The organism is Pseudomonas sp. SDO5215_S409, from assembly GCF_054071325.1.
Genome location: NZ_JBSVWN010000033.1, coordinates 1 through 12,666, shown reverse-complemented (window position 1 = coordinate 12,666; position 12,666 = coordinate 1). Strand labels below are relative to the sequence as shown.

Annotated in this window: 12 protein-coding genes; 9 read left to right on the top strand and 3 right to left on the bottom strand. The window is 63.0% G+C overall.

The features are described 5' to 3' along the window. The first annotated feature begins 12 nt into the window (after window positions 1–12). Window positions 13–741 carry an aspartate/glutamate racemase family protein gene (locus ACW9H9_RS17430; protein ID WP_457344388.1) on the top strand — a complete coding sequence of 243 codons (729 nt, stop codon included), beginning with the start codon at window positions 13–15 and terminating at the stop codon, window positions 739–741. An 8-nt stretch (window positions 742–749) separates the two neighbouring features. Here ACW9H9_RS17430 and ACW9H9_RS17425 read toward each other — a convergent pair whose 3' ends face one another. Beyond that, on the bottom strand, window positions 750–1,673 hold the full coding sequence (locus ACW9H9_RS17425) for a LysR family transcriptional regulator (RefSeq protein ID WP_457344389.1): 924 nt from the start codon (window positions 1,671–1,673) through the stop codon (window positions 750–752). Window positions 1,674–1,799: 126 nt separating this feature from the next. Here ACW9H9_RS17425 and ACW9H9_RS17420 point away from each other — a divergent pair, with 126 nt between their 5' ends. Then, the gene (locus ACW9H9_RS17420) at window positions 1,800–2,546 is read left to right on the top strand and encodes a 3-oxoacyl-ACP reductase family protein (protein ID WP_457344390.1); all 747 of its coding nucleotides are present in this window, start codon (window positions 1,800–1,802) and stop codon (window positions 2,544–2,546) included. 69 nt (window positions 2,547–2,615) lie between these two features. Here ACW9H9_RS17420 and ACW9H9_RS17415 read toward each other — a convergent pair whose 3' ends face one another. Beyond that, window positions 2,616–3,302, bottom strand: a complete 687-nt coding sequence (locus tag ACW9H9_RS17415) for an HAD-IA family hydrolase (RefSeq protein ID WP_457344391.1) — start codon at window positions 3,300–3,302, stop codon at window positions 2,616–2,618. Window positions 3,303–3,456: 154 nt separating this feature from the next. On the opposite strand from ACW9H9_RS17415, the gene ACW9H9_RS17410 reads away from it, so the two are divergent. The 4 genes from ACW9H9_RS17410 (at window position 3,457) to ACW9H9_RS17395 (ending at window position 8,783) form a co-directional block, all read left to right on the top strand. After that, window positions 3,457–3,984, top strand: coding sequence for a sigma-70 family RNA polymerase sigma factor (locus ACW9H9_RS17410; protein WP_457344392.1), 528 nt, complete (start codon window positions 3,457–3,459; stop codon window positions 3,982–3,984). Beyond that, entirely contained in the window at window positions 3,977–4,912 is a 936-nt protein-coding gene (locus ACW9H9_RS17405; RefSeq protein WP_457344393.1) for a FecR family protein, read from the top strand. The genes ACW9H9_RS17410 and ACW9H9_RS17405 overlap by 8 nt, the downstream gene beginning before the upstream one ends. A 102-nt stretch (window positions 4,913–5,014) precedes the next feature. Further along, window positions 5,015–7,939 carry a TonB-dependent receptor domain-containing protein gene (locus ACW9H9_RS17400; protein WP_457344394.1) on the top strand — a complete coding sequence of 975 codons (2,925 nt, stop codon included), beginning with the start codon at window positions 5,015–5,017 and terminating at the stop codon, window positions 7,937–7,939. A 61-nt stretch (window positions 7,940–8,000) separates the two neighbouring features. After that, entirely contained in the window at window positions 8,001–8,783 is a 783-nt protein-coding gene (locus ACW9H9_RS17395; RefSeq protein ID WP_457344395.1) for a TonB family protein, read from the top strand. Between the two features lie 10 nt (window positions 8,784–8,793). Here the strand turns inward: ACW9H9_RS17395 and ACW9H9_RS17390 are convergent, their stop codons facing one another. Continuing rightward, a complete protein-coding gene (locus ACW9H9_RS17390) occupies window positions 8,794–9,642 on the bottom strand; it encodes an oxidoreductase (protein WP_457344396.1) in 849 nt (282 codons plus the stop codon). 95 nt (window positions 9,643–9,737) lie between these two features. Between ACW9H9_RS17390 and ACW9H9_RS17385 the strand changes: the two genes are divergently transcribed. The 3 genes from ACW9H9_RS17385 to ACW9H9_RS17375 all read left to right on the top strand — a co-directional run bounded on the left by ACW9H9_RS17385 (window position 9,738) and on the right by ACW9H9_RS17375 (window position 12,052). Beyond that, on the top strand, window positions 9,738–10,634 hold the full coding sequence (locus ACW9H9_RS17385) for a LysR substrate-binding domain-containing protein (RefSeq protein ID WP_457344397.1): 897 nt from the start codon (window positions 9,738–9,740) through the stop codon (window positions 10,632–10,634). 86 nt (window positions 10,635–10,720) lie between these two features. Further along, window positions 10,721–11,299 (top strand): DUF4337 domain-containing protein, encoded by a 579-nt coding sequence (locus ACW9H9_RS17380; RefSeq protein WP_457344398.1) that lies wholly within the window; start codon window positions 10,721–10,723, stop codon window positions 11,297–11,299. A gap of 141 nt (window positions 11,300–11,440) precedes the next feature. Beyond that, window positions 11,441–12,052: a hypothetical protein gene (locus tag ACW9H9_RS17375; protein WP_457344399.1), complete on the top strand. Its 612-nt coding sequence runs from the start codon at window positions 11,441–11,443 to the stop codon at window positions 12,050–12,052. Window positions 12,053–12,666: the final 614 nt, after the last annotated feature.

The following is a 12,666-nucleotide window of genomic DNA, read 5'->3' as shown; positions in this document are numbered from 1 at the left end:
CAAGGAATTGCCATGCGTATCCTGGTCGTCAACGTCAACACCACCGAGTCCATCACCCAGGCCATTGCCGAACAGGCCCGCAGCGTGGCCGCGCCGGGCACCGAGATTGTCGGGCTCACGCCGTTTTTTGGCGCGCAATCGGTAGAGGGCAATTTTGAAAGCTACCTGGCCGCCATCGCAGTGATGGACCGCGTGATGGCCTATGACCAGCCCTTCGACGCCGTGATCCAGGCCGGTTACGGCGAACATGGCCGCGAAGGTTTGCAGGAGTTGCTGAACGTGCCGGTGGTGGACATCACCGACGCCGCGGCGAGCACCGCCATGTACCTGGGCCATGCGTATTCGGTGGTGACCACGCTGGACCGCACCGTACCCCTGATCGAAGACCGCCTGAAGTTGTCCGGGCTGTTTGATCGCTGCGCCTCGGTACGCGCCAGCGGGCTGGCGGTGCTGGAGCTGGAAGAAGACCCGGCACGCGCCGTGGAGGCGATTGTGCGACAGGCGGAACTGGCGGTCAGCGAGGACAAGGCCGAAGTGATCTGCCTGGGTTGCGGCGGCATGGCCGGGCTGGACGAGCAGATTCGCCAGCGCACCGGCGTGCCGGTGGTGGACGGCGTGACGGCCGCCGTGATGGTCGCGCAGTCGTTGGTGGGGTTGGGCTTGTCGACCTCAAAAGTGCGCACCTACGCCACGCCGCGCCCCAAGCAGGTGATTGGCTGGCCGACCCGCTTCGGTCGGTAGCCCCCGGCTCAGATCGCACTGAACCGCCGAGCCAATTGCTGCTCAGCAAACTGCTCGAGAATGAAGTCGACAAACACCCGCGTCTTGCCGGGCAGCCATTTGTGCTCGGCGTAATAAAGCGAAATATTGCCGTCGTCGACGTACCAGTCCGGCAACACCCGCTGCAGTTGGCCACTGTCGAGAAACGGCACGGCCATCGGCATGCTCACCAACGCCACGCCCAGGCCCTGGGTGCAGGCGCCGCACGCGGCCTCGGAATCGCTCATGGTCATGCGTGACTTGAGCACCAGGGGACGTTGCTCGCGGTTGCGGTGAGTGAGCTGCCAGCCACGGACCCGCCCGGTCTGGGGCGAGCGGATCAGGATGCCATTGCACAGCGCCAGGTCATCAGGCGACAGCACCGGCGGGCGCTTGGCCAAGTGCGCGCTGGACGCCACCAGCACCCGGTGAGCGGGCGCCAGTTTGCGCGCCACCACCCCCGGGGGCAGTTCAAAACCACCGCCAATCGCCGCGTCAAACCCCTGGCCGATCAAATCGACCTGGCGGTTATCAAAATGCCAGTCGGGACTGATATCCGGAAAACGCTCGAGAAACGCCGCTAGCAACGGCACCACGTAGCGGTTGCCAAATACCGTGCCCATGCTGACTTTCAGGGTGCCCTGCGGCAGGCCTTCGGCACTGGCCAGGTTCGCCACGGCATTCTGGATGGTGAGGAGGCTGTCACCGACCTGATCCAGAAACAACTTGCCGGCCTCGGTGAGCGTCAGGCGCCGGGTGCTGCGCTGGAACAAGCGCACGCCCAGCCGGGCTTCAAGCTTGGCGACGCTTTTACCCACCGCCGCCGGGGTGAGGCTCAAGCGCCGCGCGGCCTCGGCAAAGCTGCCGCCTTCGGCGCTGCGCACAAAGCACTCGATACTGCTTAGACTCTCCATGGGGTGCCACTCGAAACTTTTGGTTTACACAGACTATCGTAATCGCGGTCTACCGGCACGGGTGGGCCAGGTCGATACTTGCTTCCAACAACAAGGCAGCCTGCCTTGAACACTCGGAGTATCGACATGACGACACACGACCTGAGCGGCAAAGTGGCCTTGGTCCAGGGCGGTTCCCGTGGCATCGGCGCCGCCATCGTGAGACGCCTGGCGGCGCACGGTGCAACCGTTGCTTTCACTTACGTCAGTTCCGCCGACAAGGCCCGCGCGCTGCAAGACAACCTCATTGGCGACGGCGGCCAAGCCCTGGCGATTCACGCCGACAGCGCCGACGCGGCGGCCATTCAAAACGCCGTGGAGGCCACGGTGCAAGCGTTCGGGCGCCTGGATATCCTGGTGAACAACGCAGGGGTCCTGGCGGTCGGGCCGCTGGCGTCGTTCTCGCTGGAAGATTTTGACCGCACCTTGGCGGTGAATGTGCGCAGCGTGTTTGTGGCGACTCAAGCGGCGGCGCGGCACATGGGCGACGGCGGCCGCATCATCAACATTGGCAGCACCAACGCCGAGCGCATGCCGTTCGCCGGGGGCGGGCCGTATGCCATGAGCAAGTCAGCGCTGGTGGGGCTCACCAAAGGCCTGGCGCGGGATCTGGGGCCACGCGGCATCACCATCAACAACGTGCAGCCGGGGCCGGTAGACACCGACATGAACCCGGCGAGCGGGGAATTTGCCGAGAGCCTGACCGGGCTTATGGCGGTGGGCCGCTATGGCCAGGTCGAGGAGGTGGCAAGTTTCGTCGCCTACCTGGTGGGGCCAGAGGCGAGTTACATCACCGGGGCGAGCCTGATGATCGATGGCGGGTTTAGTGCCTGATTGCCCGGGCAAGGTGATCGTTCCCACGCTCCGTGTGGGAAGGATACGCGCGCGCTTTGCAGCGTTTTTTCAAGCGAACGGTGGCAACCCGTAGGCGGCCAGATCAAAGTCTGCAAGCTTGCGGATGATCTGGTCGGCGTGCGCGTACTTGCTGTCGGCCATGGCCTCGTCCGGTACGGCGATGGCGGTCATGTGGGCCGCCTTGGCAGCGGTAACGCCAAAGGGCGAGTCCTCGAACACCAGGCAGTCCTGCGGCGCCACGCCCAAGCGGCGGGCGGCGGTGAGGAAGATGTCCGGCGCTGGCTTGGCCGCGCCCACTTCGGGGTCATCGGCGGTGACGATGGTGCCGAACAGGCTAAACCACTCGCGGTGCAACGTGGTTTTGTGGGCAAAGGAATTGCGCGACGAGCTGGTGCCCACGGCAATCGGAATGTTGTGGGCCTTCAAATGCCGTACCAGCGCTTCGGCGCCCGGCATGCCCAATGCCTTGGGGAAGCGCTCGCTCATCAGCGGTTCGCGAATCACCAGGAATTCGGCAGGCGTAATGGGCAGGTCCAGGGCCTTGACCACGTAGTCGGCCAGGTCCTGGGCGCCACGGCCGATGATGTGCTGCTTGATGCTCCAGTCATAGGTACGGCCGTAACGTTCGGCGATGATCTGTGTGACTTCGGTGTAGATGCCTTCAGTGTCCAGCAACAAGCCGTCCATATCGAAGATGACAGCCTTGATCGGGGCAGCAGTACGCGGTGCATTCATCACAACAGATCCGTAGGCAGGGGACTAAAAGGGTTCAGCACAATAACGGGCCCTGTCCTGCGCAGGCAACCGTTGAGCATTGGTATTGATAATTACTCTCAGTTAAATTACCGTCGCCGCGCTTCCAGACGCTGATCTCCTGTTGAGTTTCGCTGTGACTGACAACGCCGCCCGGCTGCAACTCTACCTCGACCATCGCCCCGCGCTGATCAACTACGCCAAGGTTGTGGTGGGCGAACGCGCGCACGCCGAAGACGTGGTGCAGGACGCCTTCCTGCGGTTTTGCGGCAGCGGCGAAGACCCGGTGGAGCAACCCGTGGCGTACCTGTACCGCATCGTGCGCAACCTGGCGCTGGACGCGGTGCGCCGCCAGGCCACGGAAAAGCGCCAACAGAAAATGCCGCCATCGTGGATGCGCCCCGGCCAGCAATTGTCACCAGAGCAACGCGTGGTGCACGGTGACGACGCCAGCCGCATCGCCGCCGCCCTGGCCAGCCTGCCGGAGCTCATGCGCCTGGCCGTGGAGATGCATCGCCTGGGCGGCTTCACCTTGCAGCAAACCGCCGATCATCTGAATATCTCGCTTTCCACCGCCCATCGCCTGGTCAGGGACGCCATTGTGCACCTGGCCTCAAGTGTCGCCACCCACGGCGCGCACAGTAAGGAACGCCCGTATGCATGACGCCCACCCGCCCGGGACCGTCTCGGCAAAAAGCCTGGAAGACGCCGGCCAGTGGCTGCTGGACCTGCAAGCCCGGCCTGAACGTTTCGCTGAGTTCGACCGCTGGCTACACAGCGACGCCGAGCATTTCGACGCCTGGGCCCAGGTCAACCAGGCGTGGGACAGCCTTGCCGTGCAACCGGCCACCACCCGGCACCAGTGGCCGCGCCCTGCCCGCCCGCGCCTGCCGCTGCTGGCGGCGGCGTGCGTGGGCGCGGTGGCGGTGGCCGCCGCGCTGCTGCTCAACCCCGGTTGGCGCGCCGACTACAGCACCACCACCGCGCAAACCCGCGAGGTCACGCTGAGCGACGGCAGCCGCCTGACACTGGCCCCGCACAGTGCGGTCAACGTGGTGTTCAGCGGTTCGCAACGCCAGGTCACGCTGGTGCAGGGCGAAGTGTTTTTTGACGTGGTGCATGACGCCAAAAAGCCCTTTGAAGTGCGCAGCGACGACACGCTGATTCGCGTGCTCGGCACCGCGTTTGACGTGGCCCGCCGCCAGGACGGCCTGGCCGTGGAAGTGCGCGACGGCACTGTGGGCGTCAACACCCGCTACCGGCTCGGCGCTGGGCAGCGGGTGTGGATCGACCGGCAAAGCGGCGCAGCCACGCAGTCGTCAGTGGCCCCCGGCGAAGTGGCGGGCTGGATCAACGGCGTGCAGTTTTTTGAAAACGTCAGCGTCGCCCAAGTGGTGGAACAGTTGGACCGCTACCAGCGCGGCTGGATCGTGATCCAGGACCCTACGCTTGCGAACAAACGCGTGACCGGCCTCTACGACCTGCGCGACACCCAGCGCGCCCTGCAGGCATTGGTGGCGCCCATCGGCGGTGAAGTGCGCCAGTATTCGCCCCTGCTCACCGTGCTCGGCAGCGCCAAAACCGCGCCCTGAAAAATAATTGTGTCGGTTCTGAAAAAAATCCCAACGGTGTTCGTCTTTGTAGCTCCTTGTATTGCGAATGACTCGCAATACCAAACGCAAAGGCGATGAAACATGGGTAACCGATCACCTGCCCCGCACTCACGGGCACCGATGGCACTGGCCATTTTGTGCGTGGCAATCAACGGCGCAATTTGCCAGCCGGCCCTCGCAGTGGCGGCAGAACCTGCGGCCGCGTCACGTGATCAGGCCACCCGTTTCTACGACATTCCCGCCCAACCGCTGACCACCGCGCTGAGCACCTTCGCGCGCCAGGCCAACCTGCAACTGGGCCTGGAGGCCGGCCTGGTAGACGGCCTGCAAGCCCAGGCCCTGCGCGGCAATTTCACCCAGGAACAGGCCCTGCAACGCCTGCTGGAAGACGCCCCGGTGAGCTGGAAAATCGACGGCCAGCGCAGCCTGATCCTGAGCCGTCGCGCCGCCGCACCGCTCGAAGGCGAACTGGACGAGTCGGAGTTGCTAGGCCCCGTCACCATCAAGGGCGGCCAGGCCAGCCGCCTCAACGGCGCCGCCGCGCAGGTGTACACCCGGGCCGGTTCCAGCGCGTTCATTTCCGGTGAAACCCTCAACCGCTTTCGCGGCTCCTCCCCCGCCGACATCCTCAAGGGCGTGCCCGGCGTGCAGACCGGCGACACCCGCAACGGCGGCGCGCTGGATGTGAACATCCGCGGCGTGCAAGGCCAGAGCCGTGTGCCGGTGACCATCGACGGCAGCCAGCAGGCCATCGACGCCTACCGCGGTTACGGCGGCATGCAGCAACGCAGCTACATCGACCCGGACCTGATCAGCGAAATCACCGTGAACAAGGGCCCCAGCCTGGAGGCGGACGCGGCGGGCGCCATCGGCGGTATCGTCAAGATGAAAACCCTGCAGCCCAAAGACATCCTCAAGGACGGCGAAACCGTGGGCGTGCGCCTCAAAGGCGACTTCTCCAGCAACAGCGTCGAGCGCCCCAGCACCTACAACGCCACCCCGCGCACCGGCAGCAACGGCCTGTTCGACCCCCAGGCCCACTCCGCCAGCGTGGCCTTTGCCAGCACCAGCGACACCGTGGATATCGTGGCGGCCTACACCCAGCGTGAAAGCGGTAACTACTACGCGGGCAAAAAGGGCTTCAAGAAATACCAAGTGTTCCAGCAAGTGCGTAAATGGGACCCCAAAACCCGCAAATACATCCTGGTGACCCAGGAAGCCAACAGCCCGGCCAAGGTGTTCAAGGCCGGCAACGAAGTGCTCAACACCTCCACCGACACCGAGTCGGTGCTGCTCAAAACCATCATCAAGCCCTCGCCCGACCAGGCGCTGGAACTGGCCTACCGCTACAGCGACGGCGAGTACGGTGAAGTGATGCCCTCGCGCATCATCCGCAACACCTCCGGCACCGTCCCGCAGTGGCAACCGGGCAGCATGCGCATCAACGCCTACACCGCGCGCTACACCTACAAGCCCGATGACAACCCCTTGCTGGACTTGAGCGCAAACGCCTGGACCACCAAGGCCCAGAGCGAAGCCTTCAACGGCTTGAGCACCGTCACGCCGTTGTTCGGCTACGAAGGCGAGCCCGATCAATTGGGCGAAGACGGCTACCAGGACGCCCTGCGCAACCGCACCAAGGACAACCGCTGGGGCGTGGACGTGAACAACACGTCGCGCTTTGATACCGGCGCCGGTAAATTCGCCTGGTCGTATGGCGGCTCGTTCCAGCGCGAGAAGATCGGCCCGGACGACAACTCCCCCGTGCTGCAATCGGACCTGGAGCAAAACCGCTTCATCCGCAGTGGCGAACGCCAGGAAGGCAGCCTGGTCAGTTCCCTTGAATGGAAACCGGTGCAGCGCCTGACCTTCACCCTGGGCGGGCGCTACAGCGAGTTCCACAGCAAGGACCACAACCGCCTGGCCAGCCCGGCCACGTTTGGCACCCGCCCGGTGCGCTGGACCTGGCTGTACAAAGGCAAAGAGCGCATCGGCTACGTGTACTGGCGCCCCGACCAGCAAGGCAATTTCACCCAGGACTCGCTCAACGCCACGCCCTATGAAAAAGGCACCGTGGGCAACACCGGCTACGACCGTATCGATGCCGACGATCCAGAGATGCAGAAATACGCCACCAGCTACAGCTACGCCAAGCCCATCGAACGCCGGGACCATGCCTTCGCGCCGTCGTTCGGCGTGAAGTTCGACCTGACCGACGCAAGCTTCGTGTACCTCAATTACAACGAGGGCGTACGCATGCCGAGCCTGTTCGAGTCCACCCTGGGCCTGTTCACCGCCGCCGTGCCCAGCGAAGGCATCAAGCCCGAGCGCAGCAAGAACTGGGAACTGGGCGTGAGCACCCTGAAAAACGACTGGTGGGTGGACGGCGACACCGCCGCCGCCAAGCTCGCCTACTTCAACAACAAGATCGAGAACTACATCACCCGCGACTATCAGGACATCTCCGCTGGCAACCTGTTGAACGTGGACAGCTTCACCGTCAAGGGCCTGGAGCTGCAGACCAGCTATGACCGGGGCCGGGTGTTCGCCGACGTCTCGGCCACCTATTACCTGAACGCCAAAACCTGCGCACCGCAGCTGGCGCAAAAGCTGCGCGACGACGGTACGCCCTCCAAAGACTGCGTCGACGGCGGCTTCCCGGGTTCCTACACCAACACCCAGAACCCGCCCAAATACTCGATCAACACCACGCTGGGCAGCCGCTGGTTCGACAACCGCCTGGTGCTGGGCGGGCGCATGGTCTACAACAGCGCGCCCACCGCCAAGCTGGACAAGGCCTGGAACAACGGCATCACCACCAACCAGGTCTATTACCAGAAGTCGGCGATCTATGACCTGTTCGCCAGCTTTGAAATCGTCAAGGGCACGCAGGTGGACTTCGCGGTACAGAACCTCACCAACGTTTATTACCTGGACCCGCTGGCGCAAAGCTTCATGCCCGCACCGGGGCGCACTTTACGCACAGGGCTGACCGTCAAGTTCTGACGCGGCCGTTCGTTGAATCACGGGACGCCCTTCATCGGCGTCCCGTTTTACGTTGACCTTTATGACTGCCGACTACCTGAACCCCTCGCGTAAAACGCTCTGGAGCGTCGCAACATTGATCACCCTCAGCACCTACGCGGGCCTCACCGCGTGGCTGCTGTATAACCCTGTGGTGGCGGTGAGCGAAGCGGCGCCCGCCGCCATGATGATAGAGCTGGCCGCCGCCCCGGTGGCGCAAGCCGTGGAAGAAGATCTGCAAGTGGCCCCCGACAAGGTGGTACAGAAACAACTGAATACGCCGTCGCAAAAGCCGCCAACCGTGCTGACGAAAAAGGTCGTGCCCAGCCCCAGACCGAGCCCCACCCGGCAGGCCACGTCCCCGCTCCAGGACGCGGCCCAAGGCACTCATGCGTCCGCACCGGAACACGCCGCCGACTTCGCCACCGCACCTCAACCGCCGCAGGAACAATCCGCGCCCTCCGCCACCACTGCGCCGCCCAAACTCGATGCGCGCACCGCCGACAGCACCGCGGCGGATCAGTCCTCACGCGGTACGGCCGACCCGGCCTTGAAGGTGCAATGGGAGGCCGAGTTGCTGGCCCACCTGGAGCGTTTTAAACGCTACCCGCAAAACGCCCGCGATCGGGGCGACCGGGGCGTGGCGTACCTGCGGTTCGAGATCGACAGCAATGGCAAGGTCATCGCGTCCAGCATCGTGCGTTCGGCAGGGGTGGCCGACCTGGACGCCGCCGCCCTGGACATGATCACCCGCGCCTCGCCGGTGCCGCGCCCGCCCGCGGGGAGCAAGACGCGGTTTACCGTGCCGATGGTGTTTGCCAAATGAGGGGCCCGGGTTACTCGGGAAAATCCGCGCCCGCGCTCACCTCGGCCCAGCCTTCAAAGTCGGTGACCAGGGCCTTGACCTTGGCGCGGGCAAAACCCACTGCGGCCTTGCCCAGCAGCAAGCGCAGCGGCGGGTTTTGGGCCTGCACGGTGTTGACGATGGCAATCGCGGCCCGCACCGGGTCGCCCGGCTGCTTGCCGTCGATGCGGCGCACATTGCCCGCCCGGGCAATGGCGGTGTCCTGGTAGTCGGCGATGGCGTGCGGCGCCTCGTTGGCCGAACGCCCGGCCCAGTCGGTACGGAAGGGGCCCGGCTCGACCAGTAACACCTTGATCCCCAGCGGGGCGACTTCCTGGGCCAGCGATTCGGACAGCGCCTCGACGGCAAACTTGCTGGCGTTGTAGAAGCTCATGCTCGGGAACGCCGCGATGCCGCCCACCGACGAAATGTTCACCACCGTACCGCTGCGGCGCGCACGCATGCCCGGCAACACGGCACGGGTCATGGCGCTCAGGCCCCAGACGTTGATTTCAAACAGGCGTCGCACTTCATCCAGCGCACTGTCTTCAAAGGCGCCGAAGTAACCGATCCCGGCGTTGTTGACCAGCACATCAATGTGGCCAAAGTAATCTTGGGCTGCCTGCACAGCCGTCTCGACCTGGGCCGGGTCCGTCACATCCAGCGCCAGCACCAGGGCATGGTCTTCGTGGCCGACGATGATGTCGGCGACCTGTTGCGGGTCCCGCGCGGTGACCACGGTGGGGTAGCCGAGCCGCAAGGTGTGCAGCGCCAGCTGGCGCCCGAAACCGGTGGAGCAACCGGTGATGAACCAAACGGGTTTTGCAGTGGAAGCGGTCATATGGGCAATCCTCTTGGGTGTGGAAAAAGTATGGCCCCGGGCTTTTTTGTTAAAAAGATGCATAATCCGCAAGACCCTTTCGGAAAAACCACACAATGGACATGCCCGATTTCCAGCAGCTGCAGCTGTTTTTGCAAGTGGCCCGCGCCAAGAGTTTTACCCAGGCCGCCGACGCCAGCAGCCTGTCGGTGTCCACCGTCAGCCAACGCGTAGGCGCCCTGGAAAAACAGCTGGGCGTGCGCCTGCTCAACCGCACCACCCGCAGCGTCAGCGTGACCGAAGCCGGCGAGGAGTTGATCCAGAAAATCACGCCCCTGCTGGAAGAACTGCACACCAGCCTGCAAAGCGCTGCCGCCGCCACCCGCGACGCCAGCGGCACGCTGCGCCTCAACGTGCCCTCCACTGCCAGCCGCATGGTGCTGCAACCGATGCTGCAAGGCTTTTTGCGCAAACACCCGGGCATCAACCTGGAAGTGGCGGTGGACAACAGCCTGGTGGACATCGTGGCGCAAGGCTTTGATGCGGGCATCCGCTACGACCACGTGCTGGCCGAAGACATGGTGGTGCTGCCGGTGGCCACGCAACTTCGCTTCGTGGTGGTGGCCACGCCCGGCTATCTCAAGGAGCACGGCGTACCGACCCACCCCAACGATTTACTGGCCCACGAATGCGTCAATTACCGCAGCGCGCAGACCGGCCTGCTGCACCGCTGGGACTTTGAAAAAGCCGGCAAACACCTGCGCGTCACCGTCAAGGGCAGGCTGGCCACCAATGACATCGAATTGATGCTGCGCGGCGCACTGGACGGCTTTGGCTTCGCCTACGCCGCGCGCTCCAGCGTCGAGCAGTACCTGCACAGTGGCGAATTGGTGCAAGTGCTGGACGACTGGATCGCCCACAGCGCCCTGTACCTGTACTACTTCAACCGTGAAAACACGCCGAAAAAACTGCGGGTGTTTATCGATTACCTGAAGCACGAGTTCCGGGGTTGATGGCCCTTTTGCAGCATTACGTACAGCATCGCGACAGCTTTGCTGATAAAGAATCAACCTCCCCTGATTGCATGTAGACCGCCCCCATGTCCGAAGCCTTCGAAGTGCCCAGCCCCCACGAAAAGCACGTGGAACACACCACCGAACATGCCCACGCCCGTGGCGACCGTTTTGCCAGCCGCATCGCCGTGATGACCGCCATCATGGCCACCGTCGGCGCCATGCTCAGCTACCAGGCCGGCTCCAGCGAAAGCGAAGCGGCCATGGACAAAAACAACGCGGCCATCTTCAAGACCGAAGCCGCCAACCAGTGGAACTACTACCAGGCCAAATCCAGCCGACAAAACCTCGCCGAACTGGCCGCGCACATCCCGGGTGTCGACGCGGCGCACTACAGCGACGAAGTCCAGCGCTACAAAAGCCAGAAGGAAGAAGTGCGTAAACAGGCGGAAAAACTCGAAGCCACCTCACGGGAATGGGACGAAAAGTCCGAACAAATGCTGCACCAACACCACCGCTGGGCACAGGCGATGACCGCGATTCAAATCGCCATTTCGTTGGCCGCGATCACCCTGTTGACACGGCGGGAGTGGCTCAAGCGGCTGTCGTACACCGCTGCCAGCGTGAGCGTGGTGCTGGGCGGGTTGGCCTGGTTGCATATTTAGCGGGCGGGGTTGCGGGGCCGTGGCGTAATGGCTGCGGCTACACTGAAGCCCCCCTTCAAAACCCTTGCAGCGTTCAACCCTTTTTAAGCCAACCACCGCTGCATAGGCTACTTCCTGTCATTCACCCACAGCGAAGATGCCATGAACCCCCATTCATCGACCCCCCGGTCCAGACTCAACGCCCTCACCGCCTCTGCAATCACCCTTGGCCTCGCCATCGCGCTGGCCGGATGCAGCGGCGCCTCCCCTCATCCAACCCAGACCGCCGTGCCCCTTGCGCAGTACGAACAACAAGCCCGTCAGTTCAAACCTCAAGACGGGCTCGCCGCCATTAACCGCAACGATGTGCGCCAGTTCGTCTACCAGTGGTTTACCCAGTTTGAACACGCCTCCCGCGTGGATTACTACCTGGCGCACCTGGATAACCACAACATGTCCGTCGTAGTCCCCGGCATGGCGCCGCTCACCAGCCATGCGGCTTTTGCCGGCTGGTACAACAACCTTATGGCCCAGACGCTGTGGAACTTTCACGACTTGACGGCGATTAAGGTCGAGCCTATTTCTTCGCAGACATACAGCGTGGATTTTGTGATTGATTGGTACGGGGAAGTGCGACCGGACAGCGATCAGTTGAGCGGGTGGCAGAGCCGAAGTGACAGCCATCTTTACCATCGCAAACTGCGCCAACAATGGACGGTGAAGACGGGGGACAGGTTTTTGATTGAGCGGTTGGTAATTACACCGGTTGAATGACGTTTCAATAGGGATTTTCAGGTGCGCAAGTGCGCAGCCTCGCTGATGGAATCAGGGCGGGGCTTTTGCCGGTTCGTTTGCACTACATCTGAGTTTGCACAAAAAAGGACGCAAACCCCGTCGGCGGGAGGGGGATAAGTGATTTTTCGGCCGACTTTTTCCGCCGGCATTTTTATTGACCACTAGGATCATTGAGCCTAGCCTCTGGCCGTCGCTGCCAGCGCTTGAAACGATCGGCAAAGGCTCCACGGGAGGATCCAAGCGACTTCAAGCGCTGTGGGATGCACTCAGCCTTCTTGAAGCGCAAGGTGTAGAGTTCAATGAGTAAAAAAACCGAACTTGCTCCTTGCTCTGCATTGGGGCACGTTGGAAAAGTTACTCGAGGAACACAAAATATCGTTTCGAGTTACGCAGGATATACGCACACTTGCAGAGCTCTGTGATTCTCCAAGGTGTTTGCACGTATCAAAATCAACTGACAGTCGACTGACAGGGAAGAGCAAACGCTGCATCGTATTTGAAAAAATTCAGTAGAGTTTCATTAGTGCGCCCCCCTCACAGGGACTGTCAGATTTTTTGTGTGCGGGCCGGTAACGGCCTGCCGTCAGGCAGGC